Source organism: Salmonella sp. SAL03688, from assembly GCF_046551895.1.
Classification (GTDB): Bacteria; Pseudomonadota; Gammaproteobacteria; order Enterobacterales; family Enterobacteriaceae; genus Salmonella; species Salmonella enterica.
In genome coordinates this window covers 127,674-150,172 of record NZ_JBGDVI010000004.1, presented here as the reverse complement: position 1 = coordinate 150,172, position 22,499 = coordinate 127,674, and the positions used below count along the sequence as shown (strand labels likewise).

At 52.1% G+C, this 22,499-nt stretch carries 21 protein-coding genes and 1 other RNA gene; 12 read left to right on the top strand and 10 right to left on the bottom strand.

Going from position 1 to position 22,499, the window contains the following annotated elements:
- Positions 1-10: 10 nt before the first annotated feature.
- The 9 genes from tdcD to garL form a co-directional block, all read right to left on the bottom strand.
- Positions 11-1,219: a propionate kinase gene (gene tdcD, locus ACLJR2_RS05725; protein ID WP_001534171.1), complete on the bottom strand. Its 1,209-nt coding sequence runs from the start codon at positions 1,217-1,219 to the stop codon at positions 11-13.
- 66 nt (positions 1,220-1,285) lie between these two features.
- Complete coding sequence (tdcC, locus tag ACLJR2_RS05720) at positions 1,286-2,617, bottom strand: threonine/serine transporter TdcC (RefSeq protein WP_000108129.1); 1,332 nt, start codon at positions 2,615-2,617, stop codon at positions 1,286-1,288.
- 20 nt (positions 2,618-2,637) lie between these two features.
- Positions 2,638-3,627 (bottom strand): bifunctional threonine ammonia-lyase/L-serine ammonia-lyase TdcB, encoded by a 990-nt coding sequence (gene tdcB / locus ACLJR2_RS05715; protein WP_000548368.1) that lies wholly within the window; start codon positions 3,625-3,627, stop codon positions 2,638-2,640.
- A 97-nt stretch (positions 3,628-3,724) separates the two neighbouring features.
- Positions 3,725-4,663, bottom strand: a complete 939-nt coding sequence (gene tdcA / locus ACLJR2_RS05710) for a transcriptional regulator TdcA (protein WP_001534138.1) — start codon at positions 4,661-4,663, stop codon at positions 3,725-3,727.
- 540 nt (positions 4,664-5,203) lie between these two features.
- Positions 5,204-5,650: a hypothetical protein gene (locus tag ACLJR2_RS05705; protein ID WP_159420106.1), complete on the bottom strand. Its 447-nt coding sequence runs from the start codon at positions 5,648-5,650 to the stop codon at positions 5,204-5,206.
- Positions 5,651-5,698: 48 nt separating this feature from the next.
- Positions 5,699-6,073: RNase P RNA component class A (gene rnpB, locus ACLJR2_RS05700), an RNA gene on the bottom strand.
- Between the two features lie 32 nt (positions 6,074-6,105).
- Positions 6,106-7,251, bottom strand: coding sequence for a glycerate 2-kinase (gene garK / locus ACLJR2_RS05695; protein WP_000706464.1), 1,146 nt, complete (start codon positions 7,249-7,251; stop codon positions 6,106-6,108).
- A 97-nt stretch (positions 7,252-7,348) separates the two neighbouring features.
- Positions 7,349-8,239 (bottom strand): 2-hydroxy-3-oxopropionate reductase, encoded by an 891-nt coding sequence (garR, locus tag ACLJR2_RS05690; protein ID WP_000178106.1) that lies wholly within the window; start codon positions 8,237-8,239, stop codon positions 7,349-7,351.
- 25 nt (positions 8,240-8,264) lie between these two features.
- Positions 8,265-9,035: a 2-dehydro-3-deoxyglucarate aldolase gene (garL, locus tag ACLJR2_RS05685; RefSeq protein ID WP_001057715.1), complete on the bottom strand. Its 771-nt coding sequence runs from the start codon at positions 9,033-9,035 to the stop codon at positions 8,265-8,267.
- A 529-nt stretch (positions 9,036-9,564) separates the two neighbouring features.
- On the opposite strand from garL, the gene garD reads away from it, so the two are divergent.
- From garD to ACLJR2_RS05645, 8 genes are all read left to right on the top strand, one after another.
- A complete protein-coding gene (garD, locus tag ACLJR2_RS05680) occupies positions 9,565-11,136 on the top strand; it encodes a galactarate dehydratase (protein ID WP_001273727.1) in 1,572 nt (523 codons plus the stop codon).
- A 257-nt stretch (positions 11,137-11,393) separates the two neighbouring features.
- Positions 11,394-12,248 (top strand): tagatose bisphosphate family class II aldolase, encoded by an 855-nt coding sequence (locus tag ACLJR2_RS05675; protein ID WP_000469979.1) that lies wholly within the window; start codon positions 11,394-11,396, stop codon positions 12,246-12,248.
- 119 nt (positions 12,249-12,367) lie between these two features.
- Positions 12,368-13,639: a tagatose-bisphosphate aldolase subunit GatZ gene (gene gatZ / locus ACLJR2_RS05670; RefSeq protein WP_015633143.1), complete on the top strand. Its 1,272-nt coding sequence runs from the start codon at positions 12,368-12,370 to the stop codon at positions 13,637-13,639.
- Between the two features lie 14 nt (positions 13,640-13,653).
- The gene (gene gatA, locus ACLJR2_RS05665) at positions 13,654-14,118 is read left to right on the top strand and encodes a PTS galactitol transporter subunit IIA (protein ID WP_000080445.1); all 465 of its coding nucleotides are present in this window, start codon (positions 13,654-13,656) and stop codon (positions 14,116-14,118) included.
- 30 nt (positions 14,119-14,148) lie between these two features.
- Positions 14,149-14,433: a PTS galactitol transporter subunit IIB gene (gene gatB, locus ACLJR2_RS05660; RefSeq protein WP_000824293.1), complete on the top strand. Its 285-nt coding sequence runs from the start codon at positions 14,149-14,151 to the stop codon at positions 14,431-14,433.
- Positions 14,434-14,436: 3 nt separating this feature from the next.
- Positions 14,437-15,810 carry a galactitol-specific PTS transporter subunit IIC gene (locus tag ACLJR2_RS05655; RefSeq protein WP_000490601.1) on the top strand — a complete coding sequence of 458 codons (1,374 nt, stop codon included), beginning with the start codon at positions 14,437-14,439 and terminating at the stop codon, positions 15,808-15,810.
- A 43-nt stretch (positions 15,811-15,853) separates the two neighbouring features.
- Positions 15,854-16,897 (top strand): galactitol-1-phosphate 5-dehydrogenase, encoded by a 1,044-nt coding sequence (gatD, locus tag ACLJR2_RS05650; protein WP_000844173.1) that lies wholly within the window; start codon positions 15,854-15,856, stop codon positions 16,895-16,897.
- A gap of 110 nt (positions 16,898-17,007) precedes the next feature.
- On the top strand, positions 17,008-17,781 hold the full coding sequence (locus tag ACLJR2_RS05645; RefSeq protein ID WP_001083898.1) for a DeoR/GlpR family DNA-binding transcription regulator: 774 nt from the start codon (positions 17,008-17,010) through the stop codon (positions 17,779-17,781).
- A 157-nt stretch (positions 17,782-17,938) separates the two neighbouring features.
- Here the strand turns inward: ACLJR2_RS05645 and rsmI are convergent, their stop codons facing one another.
- Positions 17,939-18,802 carry a 16S rRNA (cytidine(1402)-2'-O)-methyltransferase gene (gene rsmI / locus ACLJR2_RS05640; RefSeq protein WP_000812296.1) on the bottom strand — a complete coding sequence of 288 codons (864 nt, stop codon included), beginning with the start codon at positions 18,800-18,802 and terminating at the stop codon, positions 17,939-17,941.
- A gap of 63 nt (positions 18,803-18,865) precedes the next feature.
- Between rsmI and ACLJR2_RS05635 the strand changes: the two genes are divergently transcribed.
- From ACLJR2_RS05635 to dolP, 4 genes are read left to right on the top strand one after another with little or no spacing between them, the layout of a single operon-like run.
- Positions 18,866-20,908, top strand: a complete 2,043-nt coding sequence (locus tag ACLJR2_RS05635) for a penicillin-binding protein activator (protein ID WP_000249233.1) — start codon at positions 18,866-18,868, stop codon at positions 20,906-20,908.
- On the top strand, positions 20,866-21,261 hold the full coding sequence (locus ACLJR2_RS05630) for a YraN family protein (protein ID WP_000057285.1): 396 nt from the start codon (positions 20,866-20,868) through the stop codon (positions 21,259-21,261). The genes ACLJR2_RS05635 and ACLJR2_RS05630 overlap by 43 nt, the downstream gene beginning before the upstream one ends.
- Positions 21,262-21,282: 21 nt before the next feature.
- Positions 21,283-21,873, top strand: coding sequence for a DnaA initiator-associating protein DiaA (gene diaA / locus ACLJR2_RS05625; RefSeq protein WP_000893481.1), 591 nt, complete (start codon positions 21,283-21,285; stop codon positions 21,871-21,873).
- Between the two features lie 9 nt (positions 21,874-21,882).
- The gene (dolP, locus tag ACLJR2_RS05620) at positions 21,883-22,458 is read left to right on the top strand and encodes a division/outer membrane stress-associated lipid-binding lipoprotein (RefSeq protein WP_000643280.1); all 576 of its coding nucleotides are present in this window, start codon (positions 21,883-21,885) and stop codon (positions 22,456-22,458) included.
- Positions 22,459-22,499: the final 41 nt, after the last annotated feature.

Sequence of the window (22,499 nt, the reverse complement as noted above, 5' to 3'; positions counted from 1 at the left end):
AACCGTTAAGTTATGCAAATTCCACTGGTGCTTTCACGTTGCCTAAATGAATGGCATCAAGGGCAATCATTTTCTCTTCATTCGTGGGAATAACAGCGCAAATAACCTGAGAAGGGTTAGCGGAAATAATGCGCTCGCCGTGAGAATTCGGCTGCTTATTCATTTCAACGTCTAACGTAAGCCCCAGTACGCCCAAATGTTCAATTACCAACTGGCGAATTAATACTGAATTTTCACCAATACCGCCGGTAAAAATAATGCCATCCAACCGATGTAACGATGCCGCGTGTCCGGCAATATGACGGGCGATACGGTGGACAAATGTTTTTATCGCTAACCGGGCGCGCTCATGTCCTTCGTGCCAGGCTTTTTCCAGGACTCTAAGGTCGGATGACAACCCGGAGATGCCGAGCAAACCGGACTCTTTATTCACCACTCGCTCCAGATCGCTCAACGTCTGCCCGGTTTCTTTGACTATCCACGCCATCGCGCCGAAATCAACGTCGCCGCTGCGAGTACCCATCATCAGCCCCTCAAGCGGCGTCATCCCCATTGAGGTATCCACGCTCTGACCATTGCGTACCGCGCAGATAGACGCCCCATTGCCCAGATGCGCGACAATCAGGCCTGAGTTTTTTTCATCGAGGTCAAGCAGTTCATACGCGCGCCGCGAAACATAGCGATGCGACGTACCGTGAAAGCCGTAGCGACGCACACCCAGACTGGAAAAATACTCCCACGGCAATCCGTACAAATAGGCTTCCGGCGCCAGCGTCTGGTGGAAACTGGTATCAAATACCGCCACCTGACGCACGGCCGGGAAAAGGTGCCGCGCCGCGTCAATGCCGCTTAAATTAGCGTAATTATGCAGCGGCGCCAAAGGTGATACCCGACGAATATTATCGATAATCTCATCGGTAATAATGACGGACTGTGTAAATAGCTCTCCACCGTGCGCGATACGGTGACCAATTAATGCCACGCTATCCGTTAAATCACGTTTTTCCAGCTCAAAGGCAATGGCTTTTAACGCGTCCTCATAATTAGAGTGCGCGAGGTGTATCGGCTTACCGCCATTAATAGATAAAAAGGCGTTTTCAGTATTCATTCCATCTGCTATTCCCGCCATTAAAACATCACAGGTAGCGACATCCAGTACAGAGAATTTGATAGAAGATGATCCGCAATTAATGACCAGAACGACCGGAAATTCATTCATGTAGTGCCTCCGTCGATGTCAGCCTGCGTCCGCGCCCTGGGGCGGAACACAGGCTAAACGTGAGGATTAGAACAATTTGTAGACAATATTCAGGATGGTCAGCAGACCAATCAGGGTGACGAACACGTTATCCAGACGACCACGGTACTTCGCCAGCGACGGCGCTTTACGAATGGCGTACATCGGCAGCAGGCATAACAGCGAGGCGATAATCGGCGCGCCCATCGCTTCAATCAGGTCCAGAATGTTCGGGTTTGCGTAAGCTACGACCCAGGTAGACCCCATAATGAAGATCATGCTGATGGTATTAAGCTTGCCCATAGAGACTTTGGTTTTATCGCCTTTATAACCGAATTTCAGCACCAGGCCGTTCAGCCCTTCCAGCGTCCCCAGGTAGTGACCGAAGAAAGATTTGAAAATAGCAACCAGCGCGATGATAGACGCGCCATACTCCAGCACCGTTGCAAAAGTAGATTTTGTCCCCGACAAAGAGGCGAAATGGTTGGCCAGGTAGGAAAGTACCGGAATGTTCTGCGCTTTCGCATCCGCCATGTTCTGCGGGGAGAGCGTAAACAGGCAGCTAAAGGCGAAGAACATCACCACGGCGACCATCAGCATACTGGCGCGCGAGATGATCTGTGAACATTTACGCTCGGTAAATTCGCGGCCAAACTCTTTCTCATACTCTTCCCGCTTAGACACCACGAAGGAAGAGACGATGGGCGAAAAGTTAAAGGAGAACACCATGATAGAGATGCCCAGCCACACCGTAACCAGTATGCCATCGTGCCCGGTCAGCGCGATATTACTGAGATCAACCTGATCGATAACCGCCGAGTTCCAGTAAGGAATCAGCGATAATGAGATTAGCACCAGGCTGGCGATAAACGGCCATACCAGGTAACTCATCACCTTAACCATCAGATCTTTACCAAACCAGATCACAAAGGCCATCAGCAGCAGCAAGAACAGCGCCACGAAACCGCGATTCAACGCTGGCATCTGCAACTGGTTTTCCCAAAACGTCATGAACGTGTTAGTGATGGTGACGCCATAAATCCACAGCAGCGGACAAATCGCAAAGAAGTAAAGGAACGTGATAACTACCCCGCCCGTTTTACCAAAGTGCTCTTCGACCGTTTCCGTAATATTGCCGGACGGATTAGATCCGGATAAACACAGACGCGCCAGCGCCCGGTGACAATAGAACGCAATGGGGTAAGCTAAAACCAGCATCAGCAGAATGGGGATAAGCCCGCCAAACCCGGCGCGGATAGGGAAAAACAGCACCCCGGCGCCAATGGCGGTACCAAATAAACCCAGCGTCCACGTCGTGTCCGATTTACGCCATGACGACTGTTTTGCCTGGCTGGATACAATGCTATCAGTAGTACTCATATCCTATCCTCACGAAAAGATTAAGCGTCAACTAAACCCGTAATTTGTGATACACGAGAAAGATCGATATTGCCGCCAGAAATAATACTGACCGTTTTTCTGTTCTGAATATGGCTATCTAATTTCCCGCTTAATAGTGCGGCGCAGGCCAGAGCGCCAGCGCCTTCAGTAATAACCTTATTGCGCTGAATTAAAGCGATCATGCTGTTACGAATTTCATCTTCGCTAACCAGAACAATGTCATCGACTAATTCACGAACAATTTCATAGGTTAAATTACCCGGGCGGGAGACATCACAACCATCCGCCAGGGTGCCGGTCGTTCGGTGCGTGGTTATTTCGCCAGCGTAATAAGACGCCGCCATACCGTGAACATTTTCGGCCTGTACGCCGATAACTTTAATGGTCGGGTTAATCGATTTAATCGCAATGGCAATACCTGCAATTAAACCGCCGCCGCCAATAGGCACGATGACATTATCGACATCGTACAGATCTTCCATAATTTCCAGACCAATAGTGCCCTGCCCGGCAATGACTTTTGGATCGTCGTAAGGCGGAATAAAAATGCGACCTTCGGTTTCGACAATTTCACTCACCTTAGCAATGGTGTCATTGAAGTTGTCACCGTGGAGCACCACTTCCGCCGAATAATCACAGGTGGCCGCCACTTTTGACTTTGGCGCGCCCTTCGGCATCACGACTTTGCCGTCAATACCCAGCATTGCGCAAGAAAGAGAAACGCCCTGTGCATGATTACCTGCGGAACAGGCCACGACGCCTTTACGTTTTTCCGCCTCCGTTAACGAGCTAAGTTTGTTAAAAGCGCCACGAATTTTAAATGAACCCGTACGCTGCATATTTTCAAACTTGAGAAATATTTCGCCTTTGCAACGTTCACTAAAATAGTTAGAGCGAGGCATTCCCGTTTTATATATCTTCCCCGCCAGTCTTTTTTTCGCTTCGAGGATATCTTCAATTGCAACCGGGAGATCGTATGTAATGTGCATTATAACCTCTTAACCTGGGTATTAAAAATAAGTTACCGTTGCCCACTGTTCAAAAGAAACAGGTGACGTCAATTTCGCTAAATATGTTTATTCCATATCATTTAATTTCTATTAACTGCCTGCGTCTGCATCCATTATATGATGAATATTGCTTAGCCAATTCTACTAATACTGAAGCGGCTTTTTTGATACGATAATTTTTAGACCATACCGCCGCATAACGTGCGACGGGTAACGTGTCTTTTATGGGTATCGTGATAAATTGATTAGAGCCAAAAGGCGTGGTCATATCGCAGGGAATAACAGTTAAGAAATCAGCATTGAGAACAAGATTATATATTGTGACAACGGAATCTGTTTTAACAATGTTTTCGATGCTGATGCCATTTCGTTGTAGAGTGGTGAGTAATTCGCTGTAGTAGCCCATATTCGTTTGCGGCAACACCCACTGTTCGTCTTTTAACGACTCCAGTGTGATGGTGCCGGTGCATGTTCGGGACTTGCTGGCTACCAGGACAAACTCTGATTCAAACAGCGGCTCGACATGCAGATCCTGTAGCTGCATTTCATTACTGAGCGTACCGATAGCAAAGTCCAGCCGCCCGTCGCGCAGGGCCGGCAGGAATGAAGAGAGCTGGGCTTCGTACATGGATACCTGCGCTTTTGGAAATACCTCTTTGAACTTATGAATCATATCGGACATGAAGGTAAAGCCAATCAGCGAAGGAAAACCAAACGAGACGTCGACAACGGTATTGCACGTCATACTGTTCATCTCGTTGATCATGTTTTTCATTTCGCGGGTGATAGATTCAGACCAGGAAAGCAGTACCTGTCCCGCTTCGGTCAACGTAACGCCGGTATTTTTACGTACAATTAGCTCAACGCCAAAATAGGCCTCAACATCGCTAATGATTTTACTGACGGCGGGTTGGGTTAACCCTAACGATTTTGCGGCAGAACCGATAGAACCACTTCTAATGACTTCCTGAAAGACCACCAAATGCTGTGTTTTAGGGAGAACAAGAGTATTCATATCTACCGCTCTGAAATAACATTGTGAACGGCAGGAAGTGTAGCAAATTAAATCTTAAAGGTTATGTGCGACCACTCACAAATTAACTTACCGCAATTTTCACATGGTTTTTATTAAATAAAGAAAACCAATTACTTCAATAAGTTACAAAAACAAAACAGCAACTTAGCCTGATTTCAATCAAAAAATAGGGTCGGGATAACGATATATTATGGCGATAACCAGCCTATTTTATCTCCTATTTTCGACATCCCATGAAGACGATATTTCAATCAATTACAGGACATTTTATCGGCAATTCCAGCGTTAAATTTAAAGCGTAATTTCTCAAATTTAAGTATAAACCGAAGGTAAATGCGCTTAAAAACCGTTACGCGTCACATTTTTTTACCTTATTTGTTTGTAAAGAAACATTTAATAAAATTTTAACCAAAATATTTCATACATTTAATTTTCATTCACAACAAATAATTTACACCGCTTTCTTGCTGTTTTTCAGGATGTAATTTTGTGAAAGAAATCGATTGCTTTTCACTTCAACTAAAAAGAGCGCAATCCATAGCGTTTTGTGTTTCTCATCACAAAAACGAATAATATTATGTCACCACGGCTGTCAATTAATTGCCGGATGGTGACGCTGGCGTCTTCTGCAACCTCTATACCCTTCACCGGCCTGATAAGCAAAAACCCGCCGAAGCGGGTTTTATGAAGAGGTGAAACTGACCGATAAGCCGCTTTCTTTTGGACATAGCGTCGTGGACAGTCATTCATCCTGCCGCCCTGTAAAAGCAAAAACCCGCCGAAGCGGGTTTTATGAAGAAGTGAAACTGACCGATAAGCCGCTTTCTTTCGGGTATAGCGTCGTGGACAGCCATTCATCCTGCCGCCCGGTAAAAGCATAAACCCGCCGAAGCGGGTTTTATGAAGAAGTGAAGCTGACCGATAAGCCGCTTTCTTTTGGGTATAGCGTCGTGGACAGTCATTCATCCTGTCGCCCTGTAAAAGCAAAAACCCGCCGAAGCGGGTTTTATGAAGAAGTGAAACTGACCGATAAGCCGGGTTCTGTCGTGGACAGTCATTCATCTAGGCCAGCAATCGCTCACTGGCTCAAGCAGCCTACCCGGGTTCAGTACGGGCCGTACCTTATGAACCCCTATTTGGCCTTGCTCCGGGTGGAGTTTACCGTGCCACGGACTGTTACCAGCCGCGCGGTGCGCTCTTACCGCACCCTTTCACCCTTACCTGATCCCACTTACGTGGGCCATCGGCGGTTTGCTCTCTGTTGCACTGGTCGTGGGTTTCCCCCCCAGGCGTTACCTGGCACCCTGCCCTATGGAGCCCGGACTTTCCTCCCCTCCGCCCGTCTCCCCGAAAGGACGACGACGAAGCGGCGACTGTCTGGTCAGCTTCGGCGCGCAGTATAGAGGGTTCGCGCGACTTTGTCACCCTGCGCTGCGCATTCCTATCGCCAGAGCGGCAGCAACATTTCTGGATGCCCGATAAATATTGTCAAAAGCGCCCCGAAAAGCCTCCTCCAGCGTCACGATGCGCGTGAGTACGCTAAAGACAGCGTCGATGCCATAGTGATGCACTATCCCTACATCGTGCGTCAGGCTGCCGGCAATGCCAATCACTGGCTTATGATATTTTTTCGCCACATTCGCGACGCCAATCGGCACTTTACCGCGAATACTTTGGCTATCAATCCGCCCTTCTCCCGTCACCACCAGCGTACAGTCGTGGATATGCTCCTCCAGGTTCAGTGCCGCCGTGACAATTTCGATCCCGCTGCGTAATTCCGCACCGAGAAAAGCCATTAACGCCGCCCCCATACCGCCTGCCGCGCCTGCGCCGGGCGCCGCCTTTACGTCGACATTCAGCGATTTTTTTATGATGTCGGCATAGTGAGCAAGATTTCTGTCCAGCTCAACAATGTTCTCTTCGGTCGCGCCTTTCTGCGGCCCAAAAATTCGTGATGCGCCGTTGTCGCCGATCAGAGGATTAGAGACATCGCAAGCGACACGAATCGCGCAGAGTTTTAAACGGGGATCGAGCTCTGAAATATCAATGTCGCTTAGACAATGAAGGCTTCCGCCACCGTAACCGATATCCGCGCCGTTTGCATCGCGCAGTTTTGCGCCTAACGCCTGCATCATCCCTGCGCCGCCGTCATTTGTCGCGCTGCCGCCAATGCCGATAATGATATTGCTTGCGCCGCTTTCCAGCGCCTGCAATATCAGCTCCCCCGTTCCCCGCGAGGTAGTAATCAAAGGGTTGCGTTTTTCTGGTGGAACCAGCGCCAGTCCGCTGGCCGCCGCCATTTCAATAAACGCGGTTTTACCATCCCCGGACATTCCCCAGCAGGCTTTCACTTTTTCACCCAACGGCCCGGTCACCCATGCGGTGCGTTCAACGCCCTGCGTCGCGGCAATCATGGCTTCGACCGTTCCTTCGCCGCCATCGGCAACCGGAACAGAGACATATTGCGCATCGGGGAAAATTTCCCGAAATCCTTTTTCTATCGCCTGCGCTACCTCGGCGGCAGAAAGGCTTTCTTTATAGGAGTCGGGGGCAATTACGATTTTCATAGTGGTAGCCTGTTACTGCACAACGCCGGATGGCGTTTCACTTATCCAGCCTGAAATTCAGGCCCGGATCGCTACACGCCATCCGGGCACAACGTCGTTAGCGAGTGACTTCCACTTTCGCCAGTTTTTCGTAGTAGCACGCCAGCGCGCTATGATCGTCATTACCGTGTCCATCCGCACGTAACGCCTGCATCATTTCCATAACGGCGGCGGTCAGCGGGAGCTGCGCGCCAACGCCGTGGGAGGTATCCAGCGCATTCGCCAGATCTTTAATGTGCAGATCGATACGGAAACCTGGCTTAAAGTTTCTGTCCATGACCATCGGCGCTTTCGCATCCAGTACCGTGCTGCCAGCCAGACCGCCGCGAATCGCCTGATAGACCAGATCCGGGTTGACGCCCGCTTTAGTCGCCAGCGTCAGCGCTTCAGACATGGCGGCGATATTCAACGCCACGATCACCTGGTTAGCCAGTTTTGTGACGTTGCCTGCGCCGATATCGCCGGTATGCACCACGGAACCCGCCATCGCTTTCATCAGGTCGTAGTACTTGTCGAAAATGGCTTTATCGCCCCCCACCATCACCGACAGCGTGCCATCAATCGCCTTCGGCTCGCCGCCGCTGACCGGCGCATCCAACATCTCAACGCCCTTCGCCTTCAGCGCATCGCTGATTTCACGGCTTGCCAGCGGCGCGATAGAACTCATATCAATCAATACGGTTCCCGGCTTCGCGCCTTCGATGATACCGTTCTCGCCCAGCGCAACCTCTTTCACATGCGGAGAGTTAGGCAGCATCGTGATGATGACGTCACACTGTTCAGCGATCGCCTTCGCCGTAGAGGCCGTTTCCGCGCCTGCGGCAATGACGTCAGCAATCGCTTCAGGATTACGATCGGACACCACCAGCGAATACCCTGCTTTCAGTAAGTTTTTGCTCATGGGCTTACCCATGATGCCTAAGCCAATAAAGCCAACTTTCATCGTCATAGCGTTCTCTCTTTCCATACCAGGATTATTTTTTAAAGGTGTCGGCAAGCTTCTGCGTGCTGGCGCGGAAGGCGCCTAAATCGCTGCCAACGGCGACAAAGGTCGCGCCCCATTCCAGATAACGGCGGGCATCCGCCTCTACCGGCGCCAGAATGCCGCACGGTTTACCGTGCGCTTTAGCGCGGGCGAAAATATGTTGAATCGTCTGCTGCACGTCAGGGTGAGAAGCATTGCCGAGATGACCCAGCGCGGCGGCCAAATCGCTTGGGCCGACAAAAATGCCATCAACGCCTTCCGTTGCGGCGATGGCATCAACATTGTCGACACCCAACTGGCTTTCGATTTGAACAATAATGGTGATGTTTTTGTTCGACTGCGCAAAGTAATCAGGCACCGTACCGAACATATTCGCGCGGTGAGAAACGGAGACGCCGCGAATGCCTTCCGGCGGGTAACGCGTCGAGGCGACGGCGCGAGCCGCTTCCTCTTGCGTTTCAACAAAGGGGATCAGGAAGTTATAAAACCCAATATCCAGCATCCGTTTGATAATGACCGGTTCATTGGTTGGCACACGTACTACAGGCGCGCTGGCGCTGCCTTTCAATGCCATTAACTGCGGAATTAAGGTGGTCACATCGTTCGGCGCATGTTCGCCATCCAGCACCAGCCAGTCAAATCCCGCCAGACCAAGAACTTCGGTGGTGATTGGGCTTGCCAGTGCAGACCAGCAGCCAATCTGCACCTGTTGCGCCGCCAGCGCCGCTTTAAACTTATTCGGGAAAATAGCGTTATTCATCGCTTATACCTTCGCTTATTTCTTTAATTCTCTACATGTGATGCCGCCACCATAACTTATAGCAACGACAATAAAATGCTTATCTGAAATCAGAATGGGTCTCCGCATTCTATTTCTAATGTGGTACACATCCTGTAGCACAATATACCGTTCTGATATCTTTATCGTCTTTTATTATTATCATGGTATTTTCAAATAACTCGTCAGATACACTGAATTCGCCATTCAGTATAAACAGCCTATGGCGGATAATCATTGTGCAAACGCTCATTAAAAAGGAATTATTTAACGCTTATTTTTGAGCATACGCCCATGATACTGGGCGCTAATGCACACATTTACGCTTTACCCGGCCTACATAAAAAATTTCATAATTTGCGGTGATCTGGATCACATTCTTATATTTATACTCCTGTCATTCTTATTTCATTATGCATGAACTTTATTTCTTATATTGAGATTTAACGATTTAACCATAACCAAAATAGATAATCCTATTTCTATCATCCAGGCTGGAGAATGTTGAACAATGGCCAATATCGAAATTCGCCAGGAATCGCCATCGGCGTTTTATATAAAAGTACATGAAACCGATAATGTCGCAATTATTGTTAATGACCACGGTCTTAAAGCCGGAACACGTTTTCCGGATGGTCTGGAACTGACTGAACATATTCCGCAAGGCCATAAAGTTGCTCTGACGGATATCCCCGCTCACGGCGAAATCATCCGTTATGGCGAAGTCATCGGTTATGCGGTACGCGACATCCCACGCGGAAGCTGGATCGACGAGTCGCTGGTTGAACTGCCAAAAGCGCCGCCGCTGAATACGCTACCGCTGGCGACCAAAGTACCGGAACCGCTGCCGCCGCTGGAAGGCTATACGTTTGAGGGCTATCGTAACGCCGATGGCAGCGTCGGCACCAAAAATCTGCTTGGCATTACCACCAGCGTGCACTGTGTGGCGGGCGTGGTCGATTATGTGGTGAAAGTGATTGAGCGCGATCTCCTGCCCAAATACCCGAATGTCGATGGCGTTGTAGGGCTAAACCATCTGTACGGCTGCGGCGTGGCAATCAACGCGCCGGCGGCGGTCGTGCCGATTCGCACAATTCATAACATCGCGCTCAACCCCAATTTTGGCGGCGAAGTGATGGTGATTGGCCTCGGTTGCGAAAAACTGCAGCCGGAACGACTGCTGGAAGGCACCGAGGATGTCCCCGGTATCGCCGTTGAAAGCGCCAGTATTGTGCGTTTACAGGACGAGCAGCATGTCGGCTTTAAATCAATGGTCGACGATATTTTGCGGGTCGCCGAACGCCATCTGACGAAACTGAACCAGCGCCAGCGCGAAACCTGCCCGGCCTCCGAGCTGGTCGTCGGGATGCAGTGTGGCGGCAGCGATGCGTTTTCCGGCGTCACGGCAAACCCGGCGGTGGGTTATGCTTCCGATCTGCTGGTACGCTGCGGCGCGACCGTCATGTTCTCGGAGGTCACCGAAGTGCGCGATGCCATTCATCTTCTGACGCCGCGCGCCATCAACGAAGCCGTGGGTAAACGCCTGCTGGATGAAATGGCCTGGTACGATAACTATCTTGATATGGGGAAAACCGATCGCAGCGCTAACCCGTCCCCTGGCAACAAAAAAGGCGGCCTGGCGAACGTCGTGGAAAAAGCGTTGGGCTCTATCGCTAAATCGGGTAAGAGCGCCATTGTCGAAGTATTGTCGCCGGGCCAACGCCCCACCAAACGCGGCCTGATTTACGCCGCGACGCCCGCCAGCGATTTCGTCTGCGGCACGCAGCAGGTCGCTTCCGGCATTACCGTACAGGTCTTTACCACCGGACGCGGCACGCCGTACGGGCTGATGGCGGTGCCGGTAATTAAAATGGCGACGCGTACCGAGCTGGCGAACCGCTGGTATGACTTAATGGATATCAATGCAGGCACCATCGCCACGGGTGAAGAGACAATCGAAGATGTGGGCTGGAAGCTGTTTCACTTTATTCTCGATGTCGCCAGCGGCCGGAAAAAGACTTTCTCGGACCAGTGGGGCCTACATAACCAACTGGCGATATTTAACCCGGCGCCAGTGACCTGATCCAGTCAGTACCCTTCTCCGACCAGGGTATAACCGCATAATCTGTAGACCGGGTAAGCGCCAGCGCTACCCGGTATTTTTTCGCCCTTAGTCTGTAGCCTGAAGTATGTCTGCCCGACATGCTTTTTTTACCCCTGACTTTCGATAACTTCCATTTTATTTCGAAACTTTCATTTATCAGATCAAAATCACAAAAAAACATTCCGAAAGCCTATAAATTCTTTCAAAGAAAACAAACGAAAGATTTCGGAGGAAGGATGTTTATCATTTCAGGCAGAACAATGCTAAAGAAGGCGCAGCAGGAAGGCTATGCTGTGCCGGCGTTTAACATCCACAACCTGGAGACATTGCAAGTGGTGGTGGAAACCGCCGCAGAATTGCGCTCTCCGCTAATTGTCGCCGGTACGCCAGGCACCTTTAGCTACGCAGGCGTCGGTAATATCGTGGCTATCGCCGCAGAACTGGCGAAAAGCTGGAACCATCCTCTCGCGGTACATCTCGATCATCATGAAAAACTGGCCGACATCAAAATGAAAGTCGCCGCCGGGGTACGCTCGGTCATGATCGACGGGTCGCATTTCCCCTTTGCCGACAATATTGCGCTGGTGAAAAGCGTGGTTGATTACTGTCATCGCTACGATGTCAGCGTTGAAGCTGAACTTGGGCGTCTCGGCGGGCAGGAAGACGATCTTATCGTTGACGGCAAAGATGCGCTTTATACCCATCCGGAACAGGCCCGGGAATTTGTGGAAAAAACGGGTATCGACTCGTTAGCCATTGCTATCGGCACCGCGCACGGCCTCTACACCGCTGAACCAAAACTTGATTTTGAACGACTGACGGAAATTCGTCAGCGGGTTGATGTCCCCTTAGTCCTTCACGGCGCCTCTGGCCTGCCGACCCGCGATATTACCCGCGCTATTTCGCTGGGCATCTGCAAAGTTAACGTCGCGACCGAGCTTAAAATCGCCTTTTCCGGCGCGCTTAAAAACTATTTAACGCAACACGCAGAGGCCAGCGATCCCCGCCATTACATGATCCCGGCGAAAGCGGCCATGAAAGAGGTTGTACGTAAAGTGATTGCCGACTGCGGTTGTGAAGGGAAGCTCTAAAGCCCCCGGATTTAGCACGGCAAAGGGCGTTTTCATAGCTGGATCACGAAAGCCATTATTATCCTTTGCCTTCAAACCAAAAATATTATGAAGATAAACAAAAGATATCGGAGCCAGAAGTGAAAGAAATAATTTCTCGTCACAAAGCAGGGGAACAGATAGGGATCTGTTCCGTATGTTCAGCACACCCGCTGGTGATTGAATCCGCATTACGTTTTGATCTGAATAGCGGGAACAAAGTTCTGATCGAAGCGACCTCTAACCAGGTTAATCAGTTTGGCGGTTATACCGGCATGAAACCGGCTGACCTTCGTGATTTTGTCTATGGCATCGCCCAGGAAGTGGGTTTTCCACGAGAACGGCTTATTTTAGGCGGCGATCACCTGGGACCTAACTGCTGGCAAAACGAACCTGCAGATACGGCGATGGAAAAATCCGTCGAACTCATTAAGGCTTACGTCGCTGCCGGGTTTAGCAAAATCCATCTTGATGCCTCTATGTCCTGCGCTGACGACCCGACGCCGCTGGACCCAATGGTTGTCGCTAAACGCGCCGCCCTGCTTTGCCAGGCAGCGGAAACGACGGCGACCGACGAACAAAAACGCCATTTAACCTATGTTATCGGCACTGAAGTTCCGGTTCCTGGCGGGGAAGCCAGCGCCATTAACGCCGTGCATGTTACCCGCGAACAGGATGCGGCCCGCACGCTGCAAACGCATCAGGCTGCTTTTCGCGCCCTGGGGCTGGAGGAGGCATTGAACCGGGTTATCGCGATTGTCGTACAGCCGGGCGTAGAATTCGACCATACACAGATTATCCACTATCAACCGCAGGCCGCTAAAGCGCTTTCCGACTGGATAAAAGAAACGCCGATGGTCTATGAAGCACACTCCACCGATTACCAAACTCGCCAGGCCTACCGTGCGCTGGTACGCGATCATTACGCCATTCTGAAGGTCGGCCCGGCGCTCACTTTCGCGCTGCGCGAAGCCATTTTCGCACTTGCGCAAATGGAAAACGAGCTGATCTCCCCGGAACAACGTAGTCGGGTACTGGAGGTCATTGATGAAGTTATGCTAAACGAACCGGGCTACTGGAAAAAATACTACCGTCCAACCTGGAGCCAGGCGATGGTCGACATCCACTTTAGTTTGTCTGACCGTATTCGCTATTACTGGCCGCACCCGCGTATTCGTCAAAGCGTAGAGAAGTTAATCGCCAATCTGAATAACGTCACATTGCCGCTGGGATTAATTAGCCAGTTTATGCCCGTACAGTTTGAACGCCTGTCTGAGGGCGTGCTCACCCCCACGCCGCATAACCTGATTATTGACAAAATTCAGGATGTTCTGCGCGCTTATCGCTTCGGTTGCACGCCGGATGTCGCCTGAATAATGGAGAATTTATGAGCCAACTATTTGTCCGAACCGGAATCACATTCGACTCGAGCCAACAGGCGCTGGCGCACATTGGCAAAGAGATGCTGGCGAAAGGCGTGGTACATGATAGTTATCCGCAGGCGCTGGTGGAACGTGAAGCGTCTTTTCCTACCGGCATTGCGCTGGAGCGTCACGCCGTCGCTATCCCTCATTGCGAGGCGGTTCATGCGAAATCACCCGCTATCTATCTGATTCGTCCAGATAAGCCGGTCATGTTTCAACAGGCGGATGATGACGAAGAGATTGCCGTTTCGTTAATCATCGCCTTAATCGTTGAAAACCCGGCGGCACAGCTAAAACTTCTGCGCCGCCTGTTTAGTGAGCTACAGAACCCGAGCACCCTCGATGCCCTGTTAAGCGCGCCGGATGCCGAACTGGCGATACGCTTTCAGGAAACCATCCTTGAGCCTGAGCAGTGCGTCCAGGTTTGATAATAAATTGATAATAATGAGGAATACCCTATGAAACGTAAAGTAATTGTGGCCTGTGGCGGTGCGGTTGCAACCTCAACGATGGCTGCGGAAGAAATTAAAGAGCTATGTGATGCCAACCATATTGAGCTCGACTTAGTGCAATGCCGGGTCACCGAAATCGAAACCTATATGGACGGCGCCGATCTTATCTGTACCACTGCCAGGGTCGATCGCGCCTTCGGCGATATTCCCGTCGTTCACGGTATGCCTTTTGTTTCCGGCGTGGGTATTGAAGCATTACAGCAAAAAATTCTGTCCATTCTCATGGGGTAACGTATGTTTAGCGAAATAATGCGTTATATCCTCGACTTAGGCCCAACGGTGATGTTGCCTCTGGTGATCATCGTGTTCTCTAAACTGCTGGGAATGAAGCTTGGGGATTGTTTTAAATCGGGTTTGCATATTGGTATCGGCTTCGTGGGTATTGGTCTGGTCATCGGCCTGATGCTGGATTCTATCGGCCCCGCGGCGAAAGCCATGGCGGAACATTTCCAAATCAATCTCCACGTTATTGACGTCGGCTGGCCAGGTTCATCGCCCATGACCTGGGCGTCACAAATCGCGCTGGTCGCGATCCCTGTCGCCATTGGGGTTAACGTCCTGATGCTGGTGACCCGCATGACCCGCGTGGTGAATGTCGATATCTGGAATATCTGGCACATGACCTTCACGGGCGCCATGCTGCATCTGGCGACCGGTTCATACTGGCTGGGGATTCTGGGCGTTGTGGTTCATGCCGCCTTTGTCTACAAACTGGGGGACTGGTTTGCCAAAGATACCCGCGACTATTTTGGCCTCGAGGGGATTGCTATCCCACACGGTTCATCCGCGTACCTGGGCCCCGTGGCGGTGCTCGTTGATACCATTATCGAAAAAATTCCGGGCCTCAATCGTATTCACTTTAGCGCAGATGATGTTCAGAAACGCTTCGGACCGTTTGGCGAGCCGGTGACTGTCGGCTTCGTGATGGGGCTGGTGATTGGTGTACTGGCAGGCTACGACGCCAAAGCCGTTCTGCAACTGGCGGTCAAAACCGCAGCGGTGATGCTGCTTATGCCACGCGTCATTAAACCTATTATGGATGGCCTAACGCCTATCGCCAAACATGCACGTAAACGTCTACAGGCCAAATTTGGCGGGCAGGAGTTCCTGATAGGCCTTGATCCAGCGCTACTGCTCGGTCATACCTCTGTTGTCTCCGCGAGCCTGATATTCATTCCGCTGACCATCCTGATTGCCGTCTTAGTACCGGGAAACCAGGTGCTGCCGTTCGGCGACCTCGCCACCATCGGTTTCTTTATTGCGATGGCGGTCGCGGTACACCAGGGCAACCTGTTCCGCACGCTGATTTCAGGTGTCATTATTATGGGTATCACCCTGTGGATAGCCACCCAGACGATTGGCCTGCATACCCAACTGGCTGCCAATGCCGGAGCGCTAAAAGCAGGCGGACAAGTCGCCTCGCTGGATCAGGGCGGTTCTCCCATCACCTGGCTGCTGATTCAACTTTTTACCTGGCAGAATATCGTCGGCTTCGCCGTCATTGCCATTATCTATCTGGCCGGCGTACTGCTGACCTGGCGTCGCGCCCGACAGTTTGTCGCGGCTGAGAAAGCCACGGCGCTACAGCAAAGTCAAATCGCCTCTTAATTTTAGGGGAGCAATCGCTCCCCTCACCTTCCTGGAGAATGTTATGAAATCAGTGGTTATTCACGCTGAGGGAGACGTGCGCGTTGAAGAACGTCCCTTACCACAACTGCAAGCCGAGGACGATGTGTTGGTCAAAGTCGTTAGCTCAGGGCTTTGCGGGTCGGATATCCCGCGTATTTTCGCGCAGGGCGCCCATTATTATCCTATTACGTTAGGCCATGAATTCAGCGGCTACGTTGAATCCTACGGCACAGGCGTAACGGATATGCAGCCTGGCGATGCCGTCGCTTGTGTCCCGCTTCTTCCCTGCTTTCACTGTCCGCAATGCGAACGCGGTTACTTTTCTTTATGCAAACAGTATCAGTTTGTAGGATCGCGCAGCGAAGGTGGTAATGCGGAATATGTGGTGGTCAAACGGGCCAATCTTTTCCGCTTGCCGTCTGATATGCCGATTGAAGATGGCGCGTTTATCGAACCGATTACCGTGGGCTTACACGCCTTTCATCTGGCGCAGGGCTGCGAGGGGAAAAACGTAATTATCGTCGGGGCCGGGACAATTGGCCTGTTGGCCTTACAGTGCGCGCGGGAACTGGGCGCGCGAAGCGTAACGGCGATTGATATCAATCCGCAGAAACTGGAACTGGCGAAAGCGCTCGGCGCAACGCATACCTGTAATAGCCGGGAAATGACCGCCGACGACATCCAGACCGCGTTGTCCGACATTCAGTTTGATCAACTGGTTCTCGAAACGGCAGGAACTCCCCAGACCGTCTCGCTGGCTATCGATATCGCCGGGCCGCGCGCGCAACTGGCGCTGGTGGGGACGTTACATCACGATCTCACCCTGACGACGCGCACATTCGGGTTAATTTTGCGTAAAGAGCTCACGCTCCTCGGCAGTTGGATGAACTACTCCGCGCCATGGCCAGGAGAGGAATGGGAAACCGCAGCGCGCCTGTTGGCTGAAAAACGTCTTCAACTGGCCCCTCTCATTGCCCATCGCGGCGATGCGGAAAGCTTTGCAGAAGCAGTCAAAGCGCTTAATGGCGCGCCCATGCAGGGCAAAATCTTACTTCAACTTTCCTGATGGTACGAGCCAGCAACCTGCGCTGGCTCACATTTCCTTTCGAAATTTAGCGTTCACCTTTCGCAATCCTTCGTTTAAACTAGTTACAGTTAATTATCAGGCAAATCAATATGAACTCATTTGAGCGAAGAAATAAAATTGTCGACCTGATTAATACGCAAGGCAGCGTGCTGGTGATGGATCTTTCAAATACCTTTGGTATTTCTGAAGTGACTATCCGTGCTGACCTGCGTCTGCTGGAAGAGAAAGGCCTTGTCACCCGTTTTCATGGCGGCGCGGCAAAACCGGGAAGTCATCTGGCGGAAGGCGACAATCAGGAAGTCATTCTGGAAGATCGGTATCAACTCGCCAGCGATCCGAAAAAGCGGATTGCCCAGGCGGCTGCGGCAATGGTTGAAGAAGGAATGACCATCATTCTGGATAGCGGGAGCACAACATTACTGATTGCGGAAGCGCTCGCGCGAAAAAGCAATATTACGGTGATCACTAACAGCTTGCCTGCCGCTTTTACACTATCAGAAAATAAAGATCTCACGCTGGTGGTTTGCGGCGGTACGGTACGGCATAAAACCCACTCAATGCACGGCACGATTGCGGAACGATCGCTACACGGCATCAGCGCCGATGTCATGTTTGTCGGGGCGGATGGCATTGATGCGACAAACGGTATTACCACGTTTAACGAAGGTTATTCCATTAGCGGCGTCATGGCGGCGGCGGCACACAAAGTTATCGCGGTACTGGACGCGACCAAATTTAACCGTCGCGGCTTTAACCAGGTATTGCCGATGGACAAGATCGACTGTGTGATAACCGATGACAGTATCAGCAAACAGGATAAAGCGGCATTAGCGAAAACAGGCGTGGAATTAATGATCGTCTAAAAAGGAGTCGGTTATGCGTTGCTGATCGCGAGAGTAAGCCCGAAGGAAAGGTCCGGCCCGCTATCACCGCCCAATGCCCCCATCACTTTACCCACATCAATCACCTGATTGAGTATTAACGCGATGGCGATAAAAGGCGGTTCCCGGGCGCTCGCTTTTATTCTTCCTGCTGCCCCAGCGCATACTTATACAGCGCATTTTTCTTCACGCCGTGAATTTCTGCTGCCAGCGCCGCCGCTTTTTTCAGCGGCAGTTCTGCCTGTAGCAGCGCCAGCGTGCGCAGCGCGTCGGCGGGCAGGTCGTCTTCTTGCGCTTTATGGCCTTCGACAATCAGCACCATTTCGCCTTTGCGACGGTTTTCATCCTCTTTCACCCACGCCAGCAGCTCGCCGACCGGCGCGCCGTGAATGGTTTCCCAGGTTTTGGTCAGCTCACGCGCCAGCACCACATAACGGGATTCTCCCAATACCGCGACGATATCTTCCAGACTATCTAACAGGCGGTGGGTTGACTCATAAAAAATCAGCGTTCGCGGTTCCGTTTCAATGGCTTTTAGCGCATCACGGCGGCCTTTGGATTTCGCCGGTAAAAAGCCTTCATAGCAGAACCGGTCAGATGGCAGGCCAGCGGCGCTCAGGGCGGTAATCGCCGCACATGGCCCCGGTAGCGGCACCACGCGAATCCCCGCTTCACGGCAGGTACGCACCAGGTGGTAGCCCGGATCGTTAATCAGCGGCGTACCGGCGTCGGAAACCAGCGCAATGTTCTGCCCTTCTTTTAGCTTCGCGACCAGCGTTTCCGCTTTTTGTTGTTCGTTATGGTCGTGCAGCGCGAACAATCGGGCATTAATCCCAAAATGTTGCAGCAATAAACCGGTGTGACGAGTATCCTCGGCGGCAATCAGATCTACAGCCTGTAACACCTCCAACGCACGCTGGGTGATATCCGCCAGATTACCGATAGGAGTAGGTACAATAAAGAGTTGGCCCTGAGAATTATCCGCCGATTCGTTTTGTTTCATTGTGTCGTCCGTATTGCCGATTTAATATTGAGCATTGCGTAAAAAAATATCACTGGATACAGTATGGTACCCTCAACATTTTCTCGTTTGAACGCCGCACGCGCGCTGCCTGTCGTCCTGGCTGCGCTACTTTTCGCCGGGTGCGGCACCCAGGCGCCAGATCAAAGCGCAGCCTATATGCAGGGTTCAGCGCAAGCTGACTCCGCCTTTTACCTGCATCAGATGCAGCAAAGCGCAGATGATAGCAAGACCAACTGGCAATTACTCGCCATTCATGCACTGCTGAAAGAAGGAAAAAGCCAGCAGGCCGTCGACCTGTTCAACCAACTCCCGCAAAATCTGAACGATACCCAGCGTCGCGAACAGTCTTTATTAGCGGTAGAAATCAAACTGGCGCAAAAAGATGTCGCAGGCGCGCAGGCCTTGCTGGATAAACTAAAACCCGCCGACTTTGCGCCAAATCAGCAAGCGCGTTACTGGCAGGCGCAGATCGTTGCCAGCCAGGGACGCCCGTCGCTTACCCTGTTGCGGGCGTTAATCGCCCAGGAACCGCTACTGGCGGCGAAAGATAAACAAAAAAATATCGACGCTACCTGGCAGGCGCTCTCCGCCATGACGCCGGATCAGGCCAGAACGCTGGTTATCAACGCTGATGAAAATGTGCTTCAGGGCTGGCTGGATCTGCAGCGCGTCTGGTTTGACAACCGCAACGATCCAGACATGCTGAAAGCCGGGATCGCCGACTGGCAAAAACGCTACCCGCAAAATCCGGGGGCGAAAATGCTGCCGACGCAGCTCGTCAATGTACAACGTTTTAAACCAGCTTCCACCAGCAAAATCGCTCTGCTGCTGCCGCTGAACGGTCAGGCTGCCGTGTTTGGCCGTACCATCCAGCAAGGTTTCGAAGCCGCGAAAAACCTCGGCACCCAGGCGGTGGAAATGCAGCCTGCCGCCGCGCCTGACGCGCCGGTAGAACCTGGCGTGGAGGAGACGCAGCCACAAATGACCAACGGCGTCGCCAGTCCGTCGCAGGCCTCGGTGAGCGATCTGACTGATGACGCTCCATCCCAGTCCGCTACGCCAGTCAGCGCGCCACAAACTCCCCCTGCTACAACAAGCGCGCCGGCGGATCCCTCCGCTGAATTAAAAATCTACGATACCTCTTCCCAGCCGCTGGATCAGGTGCTTGCTCAGGTTCAGCAAGACGGCGCCAGTATCGTGGTCGGGCCGCTGTTGAAAAACAATGTGGAAGCGCTGATGAAAAGCAACACGCCGCTCAACGTGCTGGCGCTCAACCAGCCGGAAACGGTACGTAGCTTCCCTAATATCTGCTATTTCGCGCTCTCTCCAGAAGATGAAGCCCGTGATGCGGCGCATCATATTTATGACCAGGGCAAGCAGTCGCCGCTGCTGTTGATCCCACGCAGCACGCTTGGCGATCGCGTGGCGAACGCCTTCACCCAGGAGTGGCAAAAACTGGGCGGCGGCATCGTGTTACAGCAAAAATTCGGCTCCGTAGCCGAGCTGAAAATGGGCGTGAACGGCGGCGCGGGTATCGCGTTGATGGGCAGTCCGGTCGCCGCCAGCGTGCCTGCGCAGCCTGGCGTCACCATTGGCGGTCTGACCATCCCTGCGCCGCCGACCGACGCGCAAATCACCGGCGGCGGACGCGTAGACGCGGTCTATATTCTGGCTACGCCGGAAGAGATTGGCTTTATCAAACCGATGATCGCCATGCGTAACGGCACTCAGAGCGGCGCGACGCTGTATGCCAGCTCCCGCAGCGCGCAAGGCACCTCCGGCCCCGACTTCCGTCTGGAAATGGAGGGTTTACAATACAGTGAAATTCCTATGCTGGCAGGCGGCAATATGCCGTTGATGCAGCAGGCGCTGAGCGCTGTACATAACGACTATTCTCTGGCGCGGATGTACGCCATGGGCGTGGATGCCTGGACGCTGGCGAACCACTTTTCGCAGATGCGTCAGGTGCAGGGGTTTGAGATCAATGGTAATACCGGCGCATTAACCGCCAGCCCGGATTGTGTGATTAACAGGAAGTTATCATGGCTCAAATACCAGCAAGGGGAGATTGTTCCCGCCAGCTAACGCGTAAACAGGCTGGCGACGCGTGGGAAGCTGCCGCGCGTCGCTGGCTGGAAAGCAAAGGACTGCGGTTTATCGCCGCCAACGTGCGCGAGCGCGGCGGCGAAATCGATCTGATCATGCGCGACGGAAAAACGACGGTTTTTGTTGAGGTCCGCTATCGGCGCTCCGGGCTTTATGGCGGCGCGGCGGCTAGTGTGACCCGCAGCAAGCAACACAAATTATTACATACTGCCCGCTTGTGGCTCGCCCGCCAGAATGGGAGTTTTGATACTGTGGATTGTCGGTTCGATGTGTTAGCCTTCACCGGAAATGAGATTGAGTGGTTTCGGGATGCGTTTAACGACCACTCATAATTGAAGATTTTAAGGATTAGCGTGCTCGAAAGAATCAAAGTTTGCTTTACAGAAAGCATTCAAACTCAAATTGCTGCGGCGGAAGCGCTTCCGGATGCCATTTCCCGCGCCGCCATGACGCTGGTTCATTCCCTGCTTAACGGCAACAAAATCCTCTGTTGTGGAAACGGGACGTCCGCGGCCAACGCACAGCATTTTGCTGCCAGCATGATTAACCGCTTTGAAACGGAGCGACCCAGTTTACCCGCCATTGCACTAAATACCGATAATGTGGTCTTAACTGCGATCGCTAACGATCGCCTGCACGATGAAGTTTATGCAAAACAAGTCCGGGCGCTGGGACATGCAGGCGATGTTTTATTGGCGATCTCTACGCGTGGTAATAGTCGCGATATCGTAAAAGCCGTTGAAGCAGCCGTCACACGTGACATGACCATTGTGGCGCTAACCGGGTATGACGGGGGTGAGCTGGCCGGACTATTAGGGCCGCAGGATGTCGAAATTCGTATCCCTTCACACCACAGCGCGCGCATTCAGGAAATGCATATGCTGACGGTAAACTGCCTGTGCGATTTGATCGATAACACGCTTTTTCCTCACCAGGATGATTAAGGAGTACACATGAAGGCATTTTCGCCGCTCGCAGTCCTTATTTCTGCGTTGCTATTGCAAGGTTGCGTCGCCGCCGCGGTAGTGGGTACGGCAGCCGTCGGCACCAAAGCCGCAACCGACCCGCGTAGCGTGGGCACCCAGGTGGATGACGGAACGCTGGAACTGCGTGTCAGCAGCGCGCTGTCGAAAGATGAGCAAATCAAAAAAGAGACGCGCATCAATGTCACGGCTTATCAGGGCAAAGTTTTGTTAGTGGGGCAGTCGCCAAACAGCGAACTCTCCGCACGCGCTAAACAGATAGCGATGGGCGTTGAAGGCACCACCGAGGTCTATAACGAGATTCGCCAGGGTCAGCCTATCGGCCTGGGGACCGCCTCTAACGATACCTGGATCACCACGAAAGTTCGCTCACAGCTACTGACCAGCGATCAGGTAAAATCGTCAAATGTGAAAGTCACCACCGAGAATGGCGAAGTGTTCCTGCTGGGCCTGGTGACTGAACGTGAAGGTAAAGCGGCAGCAGACATCGCCAGCCGGGTGAGCGGCGTGAAACGCGTGACCACCGCCTTTACGTATATTAAGTAACCGGTGTGCCGGGTGGCGATAAAAATGTGTAAACCGCGTCG

What these genes read in the sequence shown, in the direction of transcription:
- dolP (WP_000643280.1), top strand. Translation starts at nt 21,883, where the DNA reads ATGAAGGCATTTTCGCCGCTCGCAGTCCTTATTTCTGCGTTGCTATTG.
- gatB (WP_000824293.1), top strand. Translation starts at nt 14,149, where the DNA reads ATGAAACGTAAAGTAATTGTGGCCTGTGGCGGTGCGGTTGCAACCTCA.
- gatD (WP_000844173.1), top strand. Translation starts at nt 15,854, where the DNA reads ATGAAATCAGTGGTTATTCACGCTGAGGGAGACGTGCGCGTTGAAGAA.
- garL (WP_001057715.1), bottom strand. Translation starts at nt 9,035, where the DNA reads ATGAATAACGCTATTTTCCCGAATAAGTTTAAAGCGGCGCTGGCGGCG.
- garD (WP_001273727.1), top strand. Translation starts at nt 9,565, where the DNA reads ATGGCCAATATCGAAATTCGCCAGGAATCGCCATCGGCGTTTTATATA.
- tdcA (WP_001534138.1), bottom strand. Translation starts at nt 4,663, where the DNA reads ATGAATACTCTTGTTCTCCCTAAAACACAGCATTTGGTGGTCTTTCAG.
- ACLJR2_RS05645 (WP_001083898.1), top strand. Translation starts at nt 17,008, where the DNA reads ATGAACTCATTTGAGCGAAGAAATAAAATTGTCGACCTGATTAATACG.
- tdcB (WP_000548368.1), bottom strand. Translation starts at nt 3,627, where the DNA reads ATGCACATTACATACGATCTCCCGGTTGCAATTGAAGATATCCTCGAA.
- tdcD (WP_001534171.1), bottom strand. Translation starts at nt 1,219, where the DNA reads ATGAATGAATTTCCGGTCGTTCTGGTCATTAATTGCGGATCATCTTCT.
- ACLJR2_RS05635 (WP_000249233.1), top strand. Translation starts at nt 18,866, where the DNA reads ATGGTACCCTCAACATTTTCTCGTTTGAACGCCGCACGCGCGCTGCCT.
- garR (WP_000178106.1), bottom strand. Translation starts at nt 8,239, where the DNA reads ATGACGATGAAAGTTGGCTTTATTGGCTTAGGCATCATGGGTAAGCCC.
- tdcC (WP_000108129.1), bottom strand. Translation starts at nt 2,617, where the DNA reads ATGAGTACTACTGATAGCATTGTATCCAGCCAGGCAAAACAGTCGTCA.
- ACLJR2_RS05705 (WP_159420106.1), bottom strand. Translation starts at nt 5,650, where the DNA reads ATGAATGACTGTCCACGACGCTATACCCAAAAGAAAGCGGCTTATCGG.
- ACLJR2_RS05675 (WP_000469979.1), top strand. Translation starts at nt 11,394, where the DNA reads ATGTTTATCATTTCAGGCAGAACAATGCTAAAGAAGGCGCAGCAGGAA.
- gatA (WP_000080445.1), top strand. Translation starts at nt 13,654, where the DNA reads ATGAGCCAACTATTTGTCCGAACCGGAATCACATTCGACTCGAGCCAA.
- garK (WP_000706464.1), bottom strand. Translation starts at nt 7,251, where the DNA reads ATGAAAATCGTAATTGCCCCCGACTCCTATAAAGAAAGCCTTTCTGCC.
- ACLJR2_RS05655 (WP_000490601.1), top strand. Translation starts at nt 14,437, where the DNA reads ATGTTTAGCGAAATAATGCGTTATATCCTCGACTTAGGCCCAACGGTG.
- rsmI (WP_000812296.1), bottom strand. Translation starts at nt 18,802, where the DNA reads ATGAAACAAAACGAATCGGCGGATAATTCTCAGGGCCAACTCTTTATT.
- ACLJR2_RS05630 (WP_000057285.1), top strand. Translation starts at nt 20,866, where the DNA reads ATGGCTCAAATACCAGCAAGGGGAGATTGTTCCCGCCAGCTAACGCGT.